Below are 18,367 nucleotides of genomic sequence, written 5' to 3' on the forward strand. Positions count from 1 at the left end.
GATGGAGTATAGGATACTGAAGGCAGTATCCTCATATTTCGACGATATTCATATCATCGGAACTGGTGATGGGGCTTGGCTCAAGCATTCCAGACACTGCTATGCCTTTCATGATTTGGGAAAACCGTTCGCACTTGCCGGTCCTAGCGAGGCGTCCGCGATCGATCGATACGCGAAAGATCATCAAATCTCCTGCATCCTCCCGACTTGCGGCCATACCACGCGTTTTCTTGCGACCTATCCGGACAGGTTCGAGACACCGTGCTTTCCTGTTCCTGCCGGGGAGGCATTCGATTTGCTGAACAACAAGCTGACCTTTCATCGGCTCTGCCGCGACCTCGAACTGCCCGTGCCGGGCACGAAACTCTTCGAGACCTGGTCCGAGCTGCGCGCCGCCGCCGCGACGGGAGAACTGAGCTACCCCTTCATCGTCAAGCCGACGAACCTCGATGGCGGATGGGGGGTACGCAGGATCAACGGGCCGGAGGATCTGCGCGGGCGGATCGCCTACAGCCCGATCCTTGTACAGGACTTCATCCCCGGCCGGGATCTCTGCGTCTTCTATCTGTGCGAGCGCGGAAAGATCACGGGCCAGGTGGCCTACACCTTTGCGCGCCATGGTATTCGTTTCGTTCGACGTCCCAATGTCGATGCTTTCAGCCGGGTCGTCGCGGCGCATCTTCGGCTCGATGGGGTGATCGGGTTCGACCTGCGCGAACGAACGGATGGCCAGGTCTTTTTCATCGAGAGCAATCCGCGCTTCTGGTTCCGGATGGACGTCATGGCGCTCGCGGGCCTGGATTTCGTCCGGGCGGCCTTGACGAAGGAGCCCCTGGGCAAGGGGCTGGCGGACGGGCTGGAGTTGAGGAATCGCGGCCGCCTCTTCAAGGCGGCCGTGCTGCCCTGGCGGCTCAACTGGTTGGAGCGGCGCGTCATTCTTGAACTCGCCCGCGATCCGTTGCTGCCGCTCCTCGAAATGCTGGGCAGAACGAAACCCGCCGGTCCGCCTCTGCCGCGGGATCAGACCATTGTGACGATCCCGGCGAACGTCACGCCGTACTGACCGGACGTCGCTGCCAGCGTGTTGCCGTCGGTTTCCTGATCTCGGCGGGGGCGCTGGCGTGCAGGTGCTCGGCCCGCCGATGGAGCGAGGCGCCCGGCCAGAGGAGTCGATGAAGGACGGCGTCACGTTTTCGAAGAGCCCGCCGGCACCGAGGCCCTGCATAACCCGATCCGCGACTGCGACGCGTCGCGCCTTCGTGCATGGCGGGGCTCTCCTCGTCCGCGCTACAACGGCACATCGCCTCGGCCCTATGACACCGGGCGGTCACGCGGAGGGAAGGGGACCTGCCGGTCCTGTGCGGGATGATGCGGATGCTCGGGCGCGACTTCGATAGCGACGACGCCGAGGGGCTGCGAGGCTGTGCAGTCTCGCCGGCCGTGGCGATGATGCCTGAGCGCGGCGGGAGGTTGACCGGCATCGCAGCGAGACAGGCACGCAGGGCGGCCCATCGCAAACGGGAGCGGTGCCGGCCGGCGTTTTCGGTCTAGGCTGACGCCGTGGCGGCCTTGCGGGGGCAGGGCGGCCGGCCGACAGCCTGGGGGAGTGCTCGCGATGGAACTGCGCTGCGTCGATTGCGCGACGGCCTACCCGCCGGTGCTGCTCTATCGCTGCAAGGCCTGCGGCGGCATCCTGGAGACGGTCGGCGACGATGACACGCCGCGTGTCTCCCTCGGCGAGAGCGTCACCCCGCTGCTGCGCGCCCGCCGGATCGAGGCGGCGCTGCCCGGCTTCTCGGGCGAGATCTGGCTGAAGGACGAGACCCGCAACCCCTCCGGCTCGTTCAAGGACCGGCTCGTTGCCGCCGCCATGGGCCGGGCGCTCGCGCTCGGGGTCGGCAAGGTCGTCTGCGCCTCCTCCGGCAATGCCGGAGCGGCGACCGCCGCCTATGCCGCGCGGGCCGGCATCCCGGCCGTGATCATCGTGCCGGCCCATACGCCGCTGGGGAAGGTGACGCAGATCGCGGCCTATGGTGCGATCCTGTTGCTGGTCGAAGGCCATTACAGCCGCTCATACGATCTCGCGCTGGCCCTGGCCGAGAAGCACAGCTTCGCCAACCTGACCACCACCTTCATCAACCCCTATGCCGTCGCCGGCCTGACCGCCGTCGGCACCGAATTGGTCGAGCAGCTCGGCGGCGCGCCGAGCCATGTGCTGGTGCCGACGGGGAGCGGCCCGCTGGTCAAGGGCGTCCGGCAGGGCATCGCCGATGCCGGCGCGACGACCAGATTGATCGCCGTGCAGGCAGAAGGCTGCGCACCGATCGTGCAGGCCTTCGAGGCCGGGGCCGCGGAGGTGACGGCCTGGGGCACGCCGCAGACCATCGCGTCGGGCATCAGCGACCCGCTGATCGGCTATGAGCGCGACGGCACCTATACGCTGAAGCTGGTCCGCGAGAGCGGCGGCCTGGCGATCGCGGTCGGCGACGACGAGCTGCGCGAGGCGATGCGGCTGCTGGCCCGCAGCGAAGGCCTCTATGCCGAGCCGACCGGCGCGAGCCCGATCGCGGCGCTGCCGCGCCTGCTGGCGCAGGGCGCCCTGCCGCCCGGTTCGCGCGTCGTCTGCATGGTGACGGGGCACGGCTTCAAGGACGGCAAGGCCTATCAGGAGATGCCGGTGCGGACCCATAGGGTCGCGGATCCCGCCGATATCGCGGCTGTCGCCGGGCTTTGCGAGGCTGCCCTGCAGGCGGTCTGAAGGTTGCCTGAAGGTTGCCGGATATTCCCTAGCGTCAGGATGCATAATTCGGCTTTGCAGGCGGCATTTTTCTTGCCACGTTCATGCTGCTGCGGGCCGAAGTCTGCAGGGAACGTGGATCAAAAGAGGGGAGTTCGTGATGGGCATTCATGACGACGGAACTTTGGACGGCGCCACTCCCCCGAAAGACGAGGCGGCCCTGATGCTGGAGCGCCGCAGCCTGTTCGGCCTTGGGCTTGCCGGGGCTGCGATCGGCGCGGCGGCGACCGGCCTGCTCACCCCTGCCTCCGCCCAGGCCCAGACAGTGGCCAAGAGCAAGCTCTACGCCGTCAAGGAGCGCGGCAAGCTGATCGTCGGCACCGGCAGCACCAACCCGCCCTGGCACTTCCAGGACGCCAGCGGCAAGCTGGTCGGCATGGACATCGACCTTGCCCGGCTGCTCGCCAAGGGTCTGTTCGACGACTACGAGAAGGTCGAGTTCGTGCTGCAGGGCTCCGACGCCCGCATCCCCAGCCTGATCACCGACAAGGTCGACATCGTCGTGCAATGGATGACGGTGACGCCGGGCCGGGCCCAGCAGGTCGACTTCACCATTCCCTATTATCGCGAAGGCGTCGGCCTGCTGATGCTGGCCCGCGGCGGCAAGTACAAGAACTACGAGGAGCTGAAGGCGGCCGGCAAGGAGGTCGCGGTCGGTGGCATGCAGAACGTCTTCCTCGAGGAATGGATCCACAAGGCGCTGCCGGGATCCAAGGTCGATGCCTTCGACAGCCCGGACGCGGCGATGCAGGCGCTGAATGCCCGCCGCATCGACGCCTCGATGCAGGACCAGTCGGCCATGCGCTGGCTGATGCAGCAGGCGCCCGGCCGTTTCGTCGATTCCGGCTTCGGCTGGATGCCGAACTCCTATGCCTCGGCGGTCAAGCCGGGCGACCCGACCTGGCTGAACTGGGTCAACACGGTCTACAAGGAGGCGATGATGGGCGTCGATTTCGATTATTTCGCCGCCTCCTACAAGAAGTGGTTCGGCATCGAGCTGCCGATCCCGAAGGTCGGCTTCCCGCAGGAATTCGCCTGATCCCGCATTCGCCTGATCGCAACGTGGCGATGGCGGGCCGGACACCCGGCCCGCCGCTTTCGGGACCTTCGCGACAGCCATGATCGACTACCATTTCGACTGGTCCGTCATCGCGCGGAACTGGGACAAGCTGACCGACGCGCTTTTGCTCGGGCTCTGGCTGGCGGTGATCTCGCTGGCGATCGGCTGCATCATCGGCATCCTCACCGCCTACGCCCGGCTTTCGGGCAGGAAATGGCTCTCAGGTCCGGTCTGGGCCTATGTCGAGTTCATCCGCTGCACGCCGCTGCTGCTGCTGATCTTCTTCCTGTATTTCGGCCTGCCCGAATTCGACATCAACTTCCTGAACAAGACCCAGAGCTTCGTGCTCTCGCTCTCGCTCTATGCCGGCGCCTACATGTCCGAGGTCTTCCGCGCCGGGCTGTCCTCGATCCCGAAGCAATATGTCGAGGCGGCCAAGGCGATCGGCCTGCGGCCCTGGCAGCGCCAGGCCTATGTCGTGCTGCCTGTGATGTTCCGGATCACCCTACCGGCGGTCAGCAACAACCTGATCTCGCTGTTCAAGGATACTTCGCTCGCCGCTGCGATCGCCGTGCCAGAGCTCACCTTCGTCGCCCGGCAGATCAACGCCAACACCTTCCGGGTCATGGAGGTCTGGCTGACCGCGAGTGCGCTCTATCTCGCCACCGCCTATCTCATCGCCATCCTGCTGCGCATGGTCGAGCGCCGCTACGCCTCGATCCGCTAGGGAGCCGGCGATGGATTTCTCGATGGCTCCCGGCACCTTCTGGTTCGAGGCCTGGCAGGCTCGCGCCTCGCTGCTCTCCGGTCTCGGCGTCACCTTGCTCAGCTCGGCTCTGAGCATCGTCATGGCGACGGTCTGCGGCATCCTGATGGGGGTCGCGCTGTCTTATGGCTGGTGGTGGCTGAAGCTGCTGTCCCGGCTCTATGTCGACCTGATGCGCGGCATCCCGGTGCTCGTGCTGATCCTGTTCACCTATTACGGGCTCGCCTTGTTCGGCGTGAATGTCGCCGCCTTCTGGGCCGGCGTCATCGCGCTCGGCGCCTTCGCCACCGCCCATGTTGCCGAGAACTTCCGCGGCGCGGTCGAATCCGTGCCGGCCGGACAGATGGAGGCGGCCAAGGCGATCGGCCTCACCTTCGGCAAGCGCCTGTACTACGTGATCCTGCCGCAGGCCTTCCGGCGCATGCTACCACCCTGGGTCAACACCGGGCTCGAGATCGTCAAGGGCACGACGCTGCTCTCGATCATCGGCGTCGTCGAATTGCTGCTCTCGGCCCAGCAGCAGATGGCGCGCAACTACATGATCGTCGAATTCTACCTGCTGACGATGGTGCTCTACCTCATCATCAATTTCGCGCTGGCGCAGCTTGGCGCGCTGCTCGAACGCAAGACCTCCTATCTGCGCTACTGAGCATGCTGCAAAAAAGTGGGAACCGGTTTTTCGCGTGAAGCATGCTCTGGAACTCCTGGATTGATCTGAACGGGACGCGACTGCCGATGACCGAGACTGCGCTGCTTCAGGCCACCAATGTCCGCAAGCATTTCGGTCAGATCGAAGTGCTGAAGGGCATCGACCTCACCGTCAGGCAGGGGCAGGTCGTCTCGCTGATCGGCGCCTCTGGCTCGGGCAAGACCACCTTCCTGCGCTGCGTCAACCTGCTGGAGGAGCACGATGGCGGCGAGATCCTGCTCGACGGTGACCCGATCGGCTACCGGATGGCGGGTGAAACCCGCAAGCGCCTGAGCGAGACGAAGATCTCGGCCCAGCGCGCCCGCATCGGCATGGTCTTCCAGCAGTTCAATCTGTTCCCGCATCTGACCGCCGGCCAGAACGTCATGCTCGGGCTGACCAAGGTGCAGGGCAGGAGCGCCGCGGAGGCGAGGGAGATCGCCGACCACTGGCTCGGTCGCGTCGGCCTCGGCGAGCGCCGCGACCATTATCCCTACCAGCTTTCTGGCGGCCAGCAGCAGCGTGTCGCGATTGCCCGAGCTGTCGCCATGCAGCCACGTCTGCTGCTCTTCGACGAGGTCACCTCGGCGCTCGACCCGGAGCTGGTGGCCGAGGTGCTCGGCGTGATGCAGGCGCTCGCCGAATCCGGCATGACCATGCTGCTGGTCAGCCACGAGATGCTCTTCGTCCGCGAGGTGTCGCACCACGTCCTGTTCCTCGACCAGGGCCGAGTCGCGCAGGAGGGCAAGCCGTCCGAAGTCTTCGACAATCCCGAAAGCGAGCGCCTGCGCAGCTTCCTCGGGCGCTTTCACGGCATCTTCAGCCGTTGATCCAGCTTGCCTGACATGGTGGCGCAGGCTTGGCTGAGGACATTGCTGGCTTCGCCCAAGGCAGTGCCATCCCTGTTTCGCGAACACGCGGCGCCCGCTCTCCTTGCGCGTCTCGATCTGCGCGCGGGTGATGTGCGCAGGCGCCCGGCCTTGCGACAAGGCGTAGCGTTCGGCCCAGGAGTCGATGAAGCGCAGGCGCGTGTCGTTCGAAAGCCCGCCGGCACTGAGGCCCTGCATCGCCCGATCTGCGATCTGCAACGCGTCGCGCCTTCGTGCATGGCGGGTCTCTCGTCGTTCACGCTACAACGGCGCGTCGCCTCGGCCATGGCTCTGTAACGCCGGGCGGTCATGCGGAGGGAAGGGGACCAGGCGGTCCTGCACGGGATGGTGCGGATGCGAATTCGACAGCGACGATGTCGAGGGGCTGCGAGGCTACGGAACGTCCCCAACGATGACGATGGTGTCTAAGCGCGGCGAGAGGACAGTCCTTTGACCGGTATCGCATCGAGGCGAGCTTACGCAGCGGCCATCGCGGCAGGCGCCCTGATCGCCTGCGCCGCGTCCTCGGCTGCCTCGGCGCGCGAAATGCGCCTTCGGTACGATGTCACGGTGCTGGGCGGGGTCACGCTGGGCGAGATCGAGGTGACCTCGATGCTGGATCGCGCCGGCTATCGCATCGAGATCCGCACGCGGCCCTACCGGGCGGCCCAGCTCGTCGGGGCGGCCGAGCAATCCGGCAAGGTCGAAGGCCGCTGGGGTCGCAGCGGTCCCGAGCCGCGGCTCTACGCTGCGAACGGCTCATGGCGCGGCCGTGCCTATGTCAGCGAGATGCACTATCCGCGCGGCGTGCCGACGATCCGGCGGCAGGAGCCGTCGAACGAGGACCGCGAGGCCATCCCGCCCGAGCTGATCCGCGGCACGGTCGACTCGCTCTCCGGCGTCGCCGGCATGCTCAGGAAGGTGGCGGAGACGGAAAGCTGCGACGGCTCGACGGCGATCTATGACGGCCGCCGCCGCTCGGTCGCGGTCATGACCTCCTCGGCCAGGGTGCAGGTCAGCGACCAGGGCCCGTTGAACGGCCGCGGGCTGAGTTGCGGTTTCACCGTCCGGACGATCGCCGGCTTCCGGCATGACGATGATCGCGAGGCGGCGATGCAGCCTTTGAAGGGCTCGGTCCTGATCGCGCTGCGCGAAGGCGGCGAATTTCCGCTGCCTTTGCGCTTCGAGGTCGAGACGCGCTGGTTCGGCACGGTCGCGGTCCAGCTCGCCGGACCTCCGGCAGAAGCCCAGCGTTGACGAGCGGCTGCCTGATTGATCCGCTTCCCGTTTTGGGTCGGAAGCGCGGTTATTGCCGCACCAGCCACTATGGAGCTTCACTCAACCGCTCGGCAGCGCGCTTGACGAGAGGTGAACTGGACGATCCGAGCACCGCATAGCCGAGCTCGCCGGTGAACCAGAAATAGGCGACGAGGTCGCCGTCCTGCCGCGATGCCAGCGGCGCCTTGCGAGGGGTGGCGAGCGTCTTCACATAGAGCGCGATCTCGCCGCCATTGGGCTCGCGATAAACGAACATGCCGCCGGGGCCCTCGTCGCTGGCGAGCAATCGCCCGCCGCGAAACGCCAGTCCGAGGCCCGACAGGTCGGGGATCGCGATATCCTGCCTAAGATGATCGGACATCAGCCTTTTCAGCACGGCGGTCTGGGCGGCGGGGACCTCGACCGCATCGTTGTCGCGACCAGCAAAGGCACGAAACGCCACGACGGCATCGCTCATCTGCGGCCGGACCGACGATGTGTCCGGCTGATGCTGCGGGAAGGACAGGCCCAGCGCCGCGCCGAAAGCGAAGATGCAGAAGCCAGCCGCCAGCCGTCGGTAGAAGCCTCGATTCCGGGCTGCGCTGCGGCGTCGAATCTCGCTCAAGCGCAAGGACGCCGGAATGGGCTCTAGCGGTCGCTGTTGTGCCGCCGCCCGCAGTGCTTGCGCGTCTGCCCGAAATTGCTCGATGCGGCTTCGCAACGCTGGTTCCGAAGCCAGGAACGCCTCGACCTCGCGCTGGCGGGCCGGCGCGAGCCGTCCGTCGATGAAGGCCTGGATATCGTCGTCGCCGATCGGATGTGAGCCGGGCATCATTTCAGCCTCCGAAGCCGGGTGACCGTGCCACCGTCGAGTTCGGAGCGCAGGCGCTCGCGGGCACGGCTCAGGCGCGACATCACGGTTCCGACTGGCACATCCGTCACCCTGGCCACCTCTTCATAGGTCATGTCCGCCATCGTCACCAATTCCAGTACGATCCGCTGATCCTCGGGCAAGCGCTCGAAGACGGAGAGCACGTCGCGGAGGTGGAGAGCATGGCTCTGGTCGCCGGCGGGATCGGGGTGATCCGCGGCGGTTTCATCTGAAAACCGCGCGAGCTCGCGCTGGCGGCTGCGTCCGCGGGCGCGGTGCAGGTTGAACAGGATCTGGAACAGCCAGGCCCTGATGCTGCCTGGCCGTTTCAGCTGTCGCCAGCGCGACAAGGCCTGGAGCAGCGTGTCCTGCACCAGCTCGTCGGCCTCGTCCGGGTTGCGCGCGAGCGAGCGCGCGAACCGCCGCAGGGCCGGGATCTGGGCCTCGATCTCGAGGTCGGACACGCTGCCAAGCATGTCAGGGGCCGCGATTGCCGCTGAGCGAAGGATAGCCATCCCCGCCGCGACGCAGGGCTTCGAGACGCCCGCGCATGCCCTGCATCTCGGTCTGCTGCCCGGCGAGGATAGCCTCGGCGATTTCGCGGACGAGCGGGTCGCGCCCGTCGCGCAGTACCAACCGCGCCATCTCGACGGCGCCCCAGTGATGAGGGACCATCATCACCAGGAAATCGATGTCGGGATCGCCGGACGGCGGGTCAGCATGCATGTCCTGCATCATCTTCTCCATGCCGACATGCATGTCGCGCAGATAGGCATCATAGCCGGCCGGAGCCAACGACGCGGCTTTGTCCGCGGCCGGCTTCCCGCTCGAGGGCGATGGCGGTGGCATGGCGCCGCGATGCTGGCTGTGATCGTGAATGGGCGTGGCGCCGGTCGCGGATTTGGCTCTGATGCTGTCCAGGAGAAATCTCATCCTGCCCTCCCGTCACGCGGTTTCGCTGCGCGCACCAGGGCGCACGTAGACCAGATTGATCGACTTCTTGTTGCGCAGCTTGCCGGAGGGCAGGTCGAGCGTTCCAAGCGGAATCTGCTTGATGAGGCGCGGTTGCATGGGCTCGCTGACATCGAAGGCGCTGCAGACGGTCTGTCCGGCATTTGGCGAGCCGGGCAGTTCGTCAAGCTCATGGGCGACATAGAGCTTCGTATTGGAAGGATCGGTCCAGATGCCGTGCGCCTCGCGGCCATGGCTGAAGAAGTGGCCGACGACGCGTCGCTTCCCGGTGGGTGCCGACCGGTCGATGATCGCGATCCGGCTCGATGTCCGCCCTTCCGGACCGTCATCATCGACCCGCGCGAAGGTGGCGTAGGCGACGCTGCCACGCTCATTGCGGACGAATTCGACATGGTTGGGCCGGGCCCGCTCGCCGAGCGGTACATGGTCGAGCAGGCGGTGCTCGCCTCCGGCTTCGTAGACCGACAGGCAATCGGCCAGCTTCTGGGAGATCCAGAACTCGCGGCCATCGGGCGCGATCTTCACGAACGGCGCAAAGCCGAAGCGATCCTGGGCCGAGGTGTCGATCACCGTCTTGCGCTCGGTCGTCGAGAAGCCCTGCGCGTCGTACTTGACGTTGTACACCTCGATGCGGGGCATCTTCTGCGAGATCAGGAATGCGATCGCGCCATCCTTGGAGAACCAGGTCATCGCCGGACCGGGAACGACAGGCATGAATCGGCGGATCGCGCCGCCTCGCGCGAGTTCGCCGGCGGATTCGGCGACGGCGCGCTGGACATCGACGACGGCGATCTTGTTCTCGCCACGAAGCGCGACCCAGACCTCCTTGCCGTTCCTGGTGAAGGTCGGCTCATGCGGCTCGCGCCCGACCACAACGCCAGAGGTCAGCATGTTCGGCGAGGTCGTCGGGCCTGCCTGGGGGTTCGGCTGGTTGCCGATCACCTTCAGCTTGGCGGTGTCGACGAGATAGAGATTGCTTGTCCCACGCCCGGCTGTCGCGAACATCCGGGAATCGGGCGATGGCACGCAGCCATGGATCGAGATCGCTCCGTGGTAGAGCGGCTTCTGGATCATCTCGCCATGGGTCGGGGTGACATTGCCCGTCACGAAACGGAAGGGAGGGCGTGGATCCTCGTCGAAGCTGGTCAGATTGACCGTCGGCAGCAATTCGTCCGTCACCGGATCGATCACGCTCAGCGTGTTGGAATCTTCATTGGTCAGGAAGACTCGGTCACCGGCGTGCGGCCCCGCCTCCCCGGTCTTGCTCTGCGCTTTTGCAATGACCGGGCTGAGCGCGGCCGCCGCGGCTCCCTGAAGTACCGCACGACGGCTCGGCTCGATCGAATGACTGCTGGACATGCCCTGCTCCTGGTTGAGCAGGTGAGATGCACGGCAGGCTCAATTATTCCGCTGACGAAACGGGCCTCACGCTTCCGTGATAGTCCGGCCCGTCAGATGAAGCGCTGGGCTCGGCCCAGGAGCCGGTGGTGTCCGGCGGTGTGTCGTTGGAAGGCTCGCAGACGCTAAAGCCTGCATCGCCGGCTCGGTCTGCAGTTTCCGCAAGCGGTCTTGCCATGTCCGAGTGCGTGACGGGCCCCACGCCGGCGTTCAGCTTGATGGCTTCACGAACGGCCGCACCACCCCTTGCTCCGCAAACGCATTCCGCCCGCTCTCCTTGCGCTTCTTGATCTCGGCGCGGGCGATGGTGCGCAGGTGGACTTCGTCCGGCCCGTCGATGAAGCGCAGGGCCCGGCCCCAGCTGTAGATGAAGGCGAGCGGCGTATCGTTCGAGAGCCCACCGGCGCCGAAGACCTGCATCGCCCGGTCGGCGATCTTCGTCTGCAGCCGCGTCGCCGCGACCTTGATCGCCGAGACCTCGGTGCGCGCGGCCTTGTTGCCATGCTTGTCCATCATCCAGGCGGCGCGCAGGCAGAGCAGGCGGGCCTGGTCGATCTCCATCCGCCCCTCGGCGATCCAGTCCTGGACATTGGCGTAGTCGGAAAGGTTGCGGCCGAAGGCCTTTCGCTCCAGCGCGCGCTCGACCATCAGCTCGAGCGCGACCTCGCATTGGCCGATCGAGCGCATGCAATGGTGGATGCGTCCCGGCCCGAGCCGCGCCTGCGCCAGCGCGAAGCCAGCGCCGTCCTCGCCGAGCAGGTTCGCCGCCGGCACACAAACATTGGTGAAGTCGGTCTCGGTGTGGCCCTCGATCGAATAATGGTTCAGCAGCGGCAGGTTGCGCATCACGCTGAGGCCGGGCGAATCCATCGGCACGATGATCATGCTGTGGCGCTTGTGCGGATCGGCCTCGGGGCGCGGATCGGACAGGCCCATGACGATGCAGAACTTCACGTTGGGGTGCAGCGCCCCGGTCGTCCACCATTTGCGGCCGTTGATGACGTAATGGTCGCCGTCGCGGATGATGGTGGTCTGCAGGTTGGTCGGATCGGAGGAGGCGACACCCGGCTCGGTGATCCCGACGCATGACCGGATCTCGCCATTGAGCAGCGGGTTCAGCCAGCGTTCGCGCTGCCCGGGCGTCGCGAACATGTGCAGGATTTCCATGTTGCCGGTGTCGGGGGCGTTGCAGTTGAACACCTCCGAGGACCAGTAGATCCGGCCCATGATCTCGGCGAGCGGGGCGTATTCGAGATTGCTCAGCCGCGTGCCGGGTTCGTCGGCCTTGAGTGCCGGCAGAAAGAGGTTCCATAGCCCTGCCGCCTTCGCCTTGGCCTTGAGATCGTCGATCAGCGCGGTGGGATAGCGCCCGACCTCGACCTCATGCTTCCAGGCGGCGTCGGCCGGCTGGATATGGGCGTCCATGAAGCCCTGCAGCTTGGCGCGCAGCTCCTCGACCCTGGCCGAATAGGCGAAATCCATGGTGCTCTCTCCTAAAACCTAAGGCGTCATGCTCGGGCTTGACCCGAGCATCTCAGGCCGGAAGAGGCGCCATGCAGCGCCTTCTCGTCCCGAGATTCTCGGGTCTGCGCTTCGCTCCGCCCGAGAATGACGGCAAGGCGCAGCGCAATCCTCACGCCGCGCCCTCGATCAACGCGTCCGCCCGATGCGCAAAACTCTCCGCCATCGCGCCGACCGCCACCGCATTCTCGGCCGCGGCGTTTCCCGTCTTCGCTCTTGCCGCGATGCCGTCGAGGATGACGGCGAAGCGGAACAGCGAGAAGGCGAGATGGAAGCGGCCCGGCCCGTCGGCCCGCCCGGCGGCGGCGCAATAGCGGGTGATGTACTCGTCCTGTGTGGGAATGCCGAGCGCCTCGCGATCGAGCCCGACGATGCCGGCATACATCGATGGCGTCGAATGCCAGGGCAGGCAGGAGAAGGCAATGTCGGAGAGCGGATGGCCGAGGGTCGAGAGCTCCCAGTCGAGCACGGCGACGATCTTCGGCGTATCGGGCGCGAACATCAGGTTGCCCAATCGGAAATCGCCATGAACGATGGTCGTGTCCGGCGTCTCGTCGAGATTGGCGCCGAGCCAGTCGATCAGCCGGTCGATCGCCGGGATGTCGCGCGTCCGGGTCTCGCGCCATTGCCGGCCCCAGCGCGCCAGCTGGCGGGCGTAGTAGTTGCCGGGCTTGCCGAAATCGCCGAGGCCGGCGCTGCGCCAGTCGAAGCCGTGCAGGGCCGCCAGTGCCTCTGCCATGGCGAAATACATGGCGCGCCGCTCGGCCGGCGCTATGCCCGGCAGGGAGGTGTCGTGGAAGACGCGTCCCTCCAGCCGCTCCATCAGGTAGAACGGCGTACCGACGACATCGTCCGGCTCGTGCAGCAGCAGCACCGGAGGAACCGGCACGGCCGAGCCGGCGAGCGCTTTCAGGATGCGGTATTCGCGCTCGACCGCATGGGCCGAGGGCAAAAGCGGCCCCGGCGGCTTCTTGCGCAGGACGAGCCGCGTGCCGGCGTCGGGATAGGAGACGAAGAAGGTCGGGTTCGACTGGCCGCCGCTGATCCGCTCGATCGCCATGTGGCCTTCGGCGCGGCCGGGCAGGGCGGAACGCAGGAAGGCGTCCAGCCGGGCGGGATCGAACTCGGGCGGGGCGGAAGGAGCAGCCGGCATGACCGGCATATTCGAAGGCGAGGGCGGGGAGGTCAACGCGACATCGCTCATGCCTCCGCCCCAGCCTTCACCCGCACCACCGAGACCGAGCACAACGCCTCGGCGACCACCTTGGCCGAGACGCTGCCGAGATGGCGGCGCAGTGTCGAGGAGCAGCGGGCGCCGAGCACGATATGGTCGATGTCGTTGTGCTCGGCATAGCGCAGGATCGCATCGGCGGCGCTGACCGCCTCGATGACGTGATAGCTGACGCGGTCCTCCGGCAGATGCAGCGGCCGGGCCCAGTCCTTCAGTGCCACCAGTCGGCCGATATAAAGCGAGCGCCCTTCCGCATCGACTGTCCTGGTCTCGCCGATGATCTCGGTCTTGAGCACGGTCAGGCAGGCGACGGCGGAATCCGGCCGGGTCGCCAGCAGCCGGCTGGTCTCGGCCAGGATCGCCGCGGCCAGCGCATCGAGCCCTTCCGAGAGATCAACGGCGGTCAGCACGATCGAGGGCCCGGCTTTGCGCCGCGCCACCGTCGGCACGCCGGTGACCTCGGCCTCGTCGCGCTTCTGGAACAGGTCGACCAGCCGCTTGCCGAGGCTGCGTTCCCCGGTGGGTGGGCGCTTGCGCGAGACGGTGACCTGCTCGGGGTGGCGCAGGTCGAAGGCGAGCTTGGTCGCATCGGCATAGCGCCGGCCGCGATCGACCTCGAGGCAGTGCGCGATGATCGCCTCGAGCCAGGCCGGTGCCTGCTCATTGACGGCGCGCAAGGGCTTGGGCGCGTGATAGAGCCGCCGTTTCATGCCGGGCACGGTCTTCGGCCGCCCGAACGGCTCCTCGCCGGAGGCCATCTGGTAGAGCAGGCAGCCGAGGGCGAAAAGATCGCTCGCCGGGTCTGAGCGCTCGCCCAGCACCTGTTCCGGCGCGATATAGGCTGATGTCCCCATCGGCTCGGAACTCTCCTCGCCGAGCAGGTCCGGCAGTTCGGCATGACGGGCGAGGCCGAAATCGAGCAGCACTGCGCCCGTCTCGATCAGGATCACGTTCTCTGGCTTGAGATCGAGATGGACCACGTTCTGCCGGTGCAAGTCGGCCAGCGCCGTCGCGATCACAATACCGATGCGCTGGACCTCCGCGAAAGGCAGGGGTGCCTGCTTGATCCGATCCGCCAGGCTTGTCCCGGCGACAAAGCCCATGGCGATGAAGGGGATGCGGCAGAGGTCGCCGGAGGCGACGAAGCACGGCACATGCGGGCCCGACAGGCGCTTGTGGATCAGCACCTCCGTCTCGTAGCCGACAATGGCCGAGACATCGGCGCCGGGGTCGAGCACCGGGATCTTCACGACGAGCGGCCCGGGATGATCCGGGTGCATGGCGCGCCAGAGCGTCGCCATGCCGCCGGCCTTCAGCCGCTCGCCGAGCGTGAAGCCGTCGATGACCGAGCCGGTCTGAGGCCGCTCCATCCTGTCTCCTATCGTCCGATCTGCAAGCGCAGGCCGAGCCAGTCGGGCAGGCCGGCCGCCTTGATCTTTCGCGCGGTGTCCTGCGTGTCATAGGGCACGCGGACCATGGTCACTTCGCGCGCCTGCGTATCGAGCAAGGCGAAGCACGCGGCCGGATCACCGTCCCGCGGCTGGCCGACGGCGCCGACCACGACGACATGCCGGTGCACGGCCGAGAGCGGTGCCGGCACGTCGCGCAGGGGGATGAACGCCACCGGCTCGCGCCCGGCCCTCGCATAGAAAATCGTCGGCAGATGGGTGTGGCCGCAGACCACCGTCGCTGTGTCCGTCGCCGCAAGGCAGGCCTCGGCGCTGCGGAGATCGCGCACATAATGCCAGGCGGCGGGATCGCGGGCGCTGGCGTGGACGAAGAGCACGCCGTCGAGTTCCGCCGTCAGAGGCAGGTCGGCGAGAAAGGCAGTCTGCTCGGCCGAGAGTTGCGCCCTCGTCCACAGTGCCGCTTCATGCGCGTTCGGCGTCATGCCGGAAGGACCGTGCACGGCGGCTTCGTCATGGTTGCCGCGAATGCAGATCGCGCCGGCCGCGACGAGCTCGCGCGCTGCATCGACGCAGTAGCCGGGATCTGGGCCGTAGCCGACGATGTCGCCGAGCAGCACCAGCCGGTCCGGCGCCAGCCGGCGCACGGCCGCCAACACCGCCTCGAACGCCTCGCGGTTGGCATGGATGTCGGAGAGGATGGCGATCCGCATTCAGTGTCCAGGCCCGAATCCGGGATGCGCATCGTGACAGCGCCGCAGCCGGCTTGGCCAGCGCGCCTTTCGGCTCAGGCGGCCGCTTACGGGTTGATCGCAAGAAGTGCGGCTGCGATACTGCCCGCACCATGATGATGTTCGCTGTCTTCGATCTCGCCTGACCTGCCTGCGGCCCGGCGCGCGTTTCGCGCCTCGGCACCGCAAACGGACGCTCCCTGCGTCCGAAGGTCCCTTGCCAGCCTGCTCGCGTGGCGGGCGCCTCGGCTGGCCGATATCGAAAGACATCCATCAATGACCCACCCTGAATTCGGTGCGCGCGTCCTCGACGCCGCGCAGATCGCCCATTTCGTCGAGCGCGGCTTCGTTCGGCTCGACCATGCCTTCCCACCTGCGCTGGCCGAGGAAGCCCGCGCCATCCTCTGGCGCGATCTCGGCCGCGATCCCGACGATCCGTCGGGCTGGACCAAGCCGGTGATCCGGCTCGGCATGTACACGGACGCCCCCTTCGTCGCGGCGGCGAGCACGCCGGTGCTGCACGGCGCCTTCGACCAGCTCGTCGGGGCCGGCCGCTGGCTGCCTTGTCGCGCCATGGGCACCTTCCCGGTGCGCTTTCCTTCTCCTGACGATCCCGGCGATGCCGGCTGGCATGTCGATGTCAGTTTCGGCTTCGACGATCCGGATTTCATGAACTGGCGCGTCAACATCGCCTCGAAGGGCAGGGCGCTGTTGATGCTCTTCCTGTTCTCCGATGTCGGCGAGTACGATGCGCCGACCCGGATCAGGGCGGGCTCGCATCATGACATCGCTCGCCAGCTCGCGCCGGCGGGTGAGGCCGGCCTGTCGCTGCGCGAACTGGCCGCCGACGGCTTCGCCGGCAGCGCCGGATGCGAGGAGGTGCTGGCGACGGGGCAGGCCGGCACGGTCTATCTCTGCCATCCTTTGCTGGTGCATTCCGCTCAGCCGCATCGCGGCGAGACGCCGCGCTTCATGGCGCAGCCGCCGCTGTTGCCGCGCGAGCCGCTCCGCCTGGATCGGGAAGACGGCGCCTATTCGCCCGTCGAGGCCGCGATCCGGCAAGCACTCTGACGCCTGCGCCACTTCGCCCGGGGCTCGGTCCTCGGGCGAAGTGGTGACAAGCTACTGCCTGCGCAGCTACTGTCGCGGCTCACGCACTGCCCAGTGGAGAGAAGCCTTGGACGCCGTGCCGAGAGACGATGCCGCCCAACTCGACGCTGTCGCGGCCTCTGAGCCGCAGAAGCAGCCGCCGCGCGAGATCGAACTGAAGCTGGCCGCTTCGCCGGACGCGCTGGAGACGCTTCGTGGCGCCGACCTGATCGCACGCCATGCCCGAAACCAGGGCGTCACCCGCCGGCTCGATGCGGTCTATTACGACACGCCCGACCGTCTGCTCGACCGCAATGGTCTGGCGCTGCGCGTACGCCGCAGCGGCAAGCGCCATGTCCAGACGCTGAAGCGGTCGGGCTCGGGCGACCCGCTGGCGCGCGACGAATGGGAGGTCGCGCTGCCCGATGCTGCGCTCGATCTCGCTCTGCTGCCGCTCGCCGAGATCGGCGAGCCGCTCGCCAGCCTGTCGGCCGGGCAGCTCGCGCCGGTTTTCGCCACGCGCATCAGGCGGCGCCTGCGCCGCCTCGACTATGCCGGCGCGCTGATCGAGATCGCCTTCGACGACGGTACGATCGAAGCCGGCGAGAAGACCCTGCAGGTCAGCGAGGTCGAACTCGAACTGAAGGAAGGCGAGGCGGCGGCGCTCTACGAGCTCGGGCTGGCCATGCTGGATGTCGCGCCGCTGCAGCTCGCGACGCAGAGCAAGTCGGCGCGCGGCTATGGGCTCGCATTCGCGCGCCTGCCGCAGGCGGTGAAGGCCAAGCCGGTCGAGATCGGCGAGCACGACAATGCCGATGCGGCGATCGCCGCAATCCTCGCCAATACCCACAAGCAGCTTCTCGGCAATCTCGCGCCCGTTGTCACGCAGTCGGGGCCGGAAGGCGTGCACCAGATGCGCGTCTCGCTGCGTCGCCTGCGCTCGGCGCTGTCGGTGCTGAAACGCGAGGTCGCATCGCCCGCATTCGAGCCGATCGGGCGGGAGGCGAAGCGCCTCGGCCATGTGCTGGGACCGGCCCGCAACTGGGATGTCTTCATCACCCAGACCGTGCCGGATATCGAAGCCGATAGCCTGAATGATGCCGGATTGTCGCTTCTGTGCAAGGCTGCCGAGCCGCACCAGACGAAAAGCTACGCTGATATCGCAAAGCGGCTGGCGAATCCGCAGACCAGCCGGTTCCTGCTGTCCTTCGGCGCCCTGATCGAGCGCCGCGGCTGGCGCAGCGGCCTTCCCAGCGAGGCCATGGCGGTGCTGGCCGAGCCGGCCGATGATTTCGCCGGGCGGGTGCTGGCGCGAACGCATCGCCAGGCGCTGAAACGCGGCCGCGGCTTCGGCAGCCTCCGGCCCGAGGGGCGTCACGAATTGCGGCTGGCCTTGAAGAAGCTGCGCTACACTGCCGAGTTCTTCCTGCCGCTGCATGACGGCGCGGCGGCGCGACGGTACCTGGCTCGGTTGTCGCGCTTGCAGGAGGCGCTGGGTCTCGCCAACGATGCGGCGACGACGCAGCACCTCCTCGCCGAATTGCGCGGGGGCAAGGCGCCCGGGTCGGATCTGCATTTCGCCGCCGGCGCTATCCATGGCTGGCAATCCCGCCATACCATCGAAGCCGGCCGCAAGCTCAAGCGGCGCTGGCGCAGATTCGAAGCGGCCAGCCCCTTCTGGAGCTAGACCGTTCGGCGTGCTGCCGCGCGC

At 67.0% G+C, this 18,367-nt stretch carries 17 protein-coding genes; 9 read left to right on the plus strand and 8 right to left on the minus strand.

The features are described 5' to 3' along the window. The first annotated feature begins 295 nt into the window (after positions 1-295). The 7 genes from GV161_RS20920 to GV161_RS20950 all read left to right on the plus strand — a co-directional run bounded on the left by GV161_RS20920 (position 296) and on the right by GV161_RS20950 (position 7,437). The gene (locus tag GV161_RS20920) at positions 296-1,063 is read left to right on the plus strand and encodes an ATP-grasp domain-containing protein (RefSeq protein WP_159650335.1); all 768 of its coding nucleotides are present in this window, start codon (positions 296-298) and stop codon (positions 1,061-1,063) included. A gap of 552 nt (positions 1,064-1,615) precedes the next feature. After that, positions 1,616-2,758: a threonine synthase gene (thrC, locus tag GV161_RS20925; RefSeq protein ID WP_152014121.1), complete on the plus strand. Its 1,143-nt coding sequence runs from the start codon at positions 1,616-1,618 to the stop codon at positions 2,756-2,758. A 139-nt stretch (positions 2,759-2,897) separates the two neighbouring features. Beyond that, on the plus strand, positions 2,898-3,836 hold the full coding sequence (locus GV161_RS20930; RefSeq protein ID WP_244624038.1) for a transporter substrate-binding domain-containing protein: 939 nt from the start codon (positions 2,898-2,900) through the stop codon (positions 3,834-3,836). Between the two features lie 82 nt (positions 3,837-3,918). Then, a complete protein-coding gene (locus GV161_RS20935; RefSeq protein ID WP_152014905.1) occupies positions 3,919-4,584 on the plus strand; it encodes an amino acid ABC transporter permease in 666 nt (221 codons plus the stop codon). Between the two features lie 10 nt (positions 4,585-4,594). Beyond that, a complete protein-coding gene (locus GV161_RS20940) occupies positions 4,595-5,272 on the plus strand; it encodes an amino acid ABC transporter permease (RefSeq protein WP_201303036.1) in 678 nt (225 codons plus the stop codon). Between the two features lie 86 nt (positions 5,273-5,358). Continuing rightward, complete coding sequence (locus GV161_RS20945; RefSeq protein WP_152014122.1) at positions 5,359-6,141, plus strand: amino acid ABC transporter ATP-binding protein; 783 nt, start codon at positions 5,359-5,361, stop codon at positions 6,139-6,141. 585 nt (positions 6,142-6,726) lie between these two features. Beyond that, a complete protein-coding gene (locus tag GV161_RS20950) occupies positions 6,727-7,437 on the plus strand; it encodes a DUF3108 domain-containing protein (RefSeq protein WP_152014123.1) in 711 nt (236 codons plus the stop codon). A 67-nt stretch (positions 7,438-7,504) separates the two neighbouring features. Here the strand turns inward: GV161_RS20950 and GV161_RS20955 are convergent, their stop codons facing one another. The 8 genes from GV161_RS20955 to GV161_RS20990 form a co-directional block, all read right to left on the minus strand. Continuing rightward, positions 7,505-8,269, minus strand: a complete 765-nt coding sequence (locus tag GV161_RS20955) for an anti-sigma factor (RefSeq protein WP_152014124.1) — start codon at positions 8,267-8,269, stop codon at positions 7,505-7,507. After that, the gene (locus GV161_RS20960; protein ID WP_152014125.1) at positions 8,269-8,784 is read right to left on the minus strand and encodes a sigma-70 family RNA polymerase sigma factor; all 516 of its coding nucleotides are present in this window, start codon (positions 8,782-8,784) and stop codon (positions 8,269-8,271) included. The genes GV161_RS20955 and GV161_RS20960 overlap by 1 nt, the downstream gene beginning before the upstream one ends. 1 nt (position 8,785) lies before the next feature. Further along, positions 8,786-9,241, minus strand: a complete 456-nt coding sequence (locus GV161_RS20965; RefSeq protein ID WP_201303037.1) for a DUF305 domain-containing protein — start codon at positions 9,239-9,241, stop codon at positions 8,786-8,788. 12 nt (positions 9,242-9,253) lie between these two features. Continuing rightward, complete coding sequence (locus GV161_RS20970) at positions 9,254-10,639, minus strand: beta-propeller fold lactonase family protein (protein ID WP_201303038.1); 1,386 nt, start codon at positions 10,637-10,639, stop codon at positions 9,254-9,256. 249 nt (positions 10,640-10,888) lie between these two features. Then, positions 10,889-12,160 (minus strand): acyl-CoA dehydrogenase family protein, encoded by a 1,272-nt coding sequence (locus GV161_RS20975; RefSeq protein WP_152014126.1) that lies wholly within the window; start codon positions 12,158-12,160, stop codon positions 10,889-10,891. A gap of 151 nt (positions 12,161-12,311) precedes the next feature. Continuing rightward, the gene (locus tag GV161_RS20980; protein ID WP_244624039.1) at positions 12,312-13,403 is read right to left on the minus strand and encodes a phosphotransferase family protein; all 1,092 of its coding nucleotides are present in this window, start codon (positions 13,401-13,403) and stop codon (positions 12,312-12,314) included. Continuing rightward, positions 13,400-14,800 (minus strand): bifunctional serine/threonine-protein kinase/universal stress protein, encoded by a 1,401-nt coding sequence (locus GV161_RS20985; RefSeq protein ID WP_152014127.1) that lies wholly within the window; start codon positions 14,798-14,800, stop codon positions 13,400-13,402. Before GV161_RS20985 ends, GV161_RS20980 begins: the two co-directional genes overlap by 4 nt. 8 nt (positions 14,801-14,808) lie before the next feature. Next, positions 14,809-15,549: a metallophosphoesterase family protein gene (locus tag GV161_RS20990; protein ID WP_152014128.1), complete on the minus strand. Its 741-nt coding sequence runs from the start codon at positions 15,547-15,549 to the stop codon at positions 14,809-14,811. A gap of 294 nt (positions 15,550-15,843) precedes the next feature. Here GV161_RS20990 and GV161_RS20995 point away from each other — a divergent pair, with 294 nt between their 5' ends. Together GV161_RS20995 and GV161_RS21000 are read left to right on the plus strand one after the other, a co-directional pair. After that, positions 15,844-16,638 (plus strand): phytanoyl-CoA dioxygenase family protein, encoded by a 795-nt coding sequence (locus GV161_RS20995; protein WP_152014129.1) that lies wholly within the window; start codon positions 15,844-15,846, stop codon positions 16,636-16,638. A 115-nt stretch (positions 16,639-16,753) separates the two neighbouring features. After that, positions 16,754-18,343 (plus strand): CYTH and CHAD domain-containing protein, encoded by a 1,590-nt coding sequence (locus tag GV161_RS21000; protein WP_244624098.1) that lies wholly within the window; start codon positions 16,754-16,756, stop codon positions 18,341-18,343. Positions 18,344-18,367 lie beyond the last annotated feature (24 nt).

Origin of the sequence: Bosea sp. 29B (assembly GCF_902506165.1) — a bacterium.
Lineage (GTDB): Bacteria > Pseudomonadota > Alphaproteobacteria > Rhizobiales > Beijerinckiaceae > Allobosea.

Bases quoted from the DNA above. Each gene is read 5' to 3' on its own strand.
- GV161_RS20995 (WP_152014129.1), top strand. From the start codon at position 15,844: ATGACCCACCCTGAATTCGGTGCGCGCGTCCTCGACGCCGCGCAGATC.
- GV161_RS20945 (WP_152014122.1), top strand. From the start codon at position 5,359: ATGACCGAGACTGCGCTGCTTCAGGCCACCAATGTCCGCAAGCATTTC.
- GV161_RS20960 (WP_152014125.1), bottom strand. From the start codon at position 8,784: ATGCTTGGCAGCGTGTCCGACCTCGAGATCGAGGCCCAGATCCCGGCC.
- GV161_RS20930 (WP_244624038.1), top strand. From the start codon at position 2,898: ATGGGCATTCATGACGACGGAACTTTGGACGGCGCCACTCCCCCGAAA.
- GV161_RS20980 (WP_244624039.1), bottom strand. From the start codon at position 13,403: ATGAGCGATGTCGCGTTGACCTCCCCGCCCTCGCCTTCGAATATGCCG.
- GV161_RS20950 (WP_152014123.1), top strand. From the start codon at position 6,727: ATGCGCCTTCGGTACGATGTCACGGTGCTGGGCGGGGTCACGCTGGGC.
- GV161_RS20990 (WP_152014128.1), bottom strand. From the start codon at position 15,549: ATGCGGATCGCCATCCTCTCCGACATCCATGCCAACCGCGAGGCGTTC.
- thrC (WP_152014121.1), top strand. From the start codon at position 1,616: ATGGAACTGCGCTGCGTCGATTGCGCGACGGCCTACCCGCCGGTGCTG.
- GV161_RS20940 (WP_201303036.1), top strand. From the start codon at position 4,595: ATGGATTTCTCGATGGCTCCCGGCACCTTCTGGTTCGAGGCCTGGCAG.
- GV161_RS20955 (WP_152014124.1), bottom strand. From the start codon at position 8,269: ATGCCCGGCTCACATCCGATCGGCGACGACGATATCCAGGCCTTCATC.
- GV161_RS20985 (WP_152014127.1), bottom strand. From the start codon at position 14,800: ATGGAGCGGCCTCAGACCGGCTCGGTCATCGACGGCTTCACGCTCGGC.
- GV161_RS20970 (WP_201303038.1), bottom strand. From the start codon at position 10,639: ATGTCCAGCAGTCATTCGATCGAGCCGAGCCGTCGTGCGGTACTTCAG.
- GV161_RS20965 (WP_201303037.1), bottom strand. From the start codon at position 9,241: ATGAGATTTCTCCTGGACAGCATCAGAGCCAAATCCGCGACCGGCGCC.
- GV161_RS20975 (WP_152014126.1), bottom strand. From the start codon at position 12,160: ATGGATTTCGCCTATTCGGCCAGGGTCGAGGAGCTGCGCGCCAAGCTG.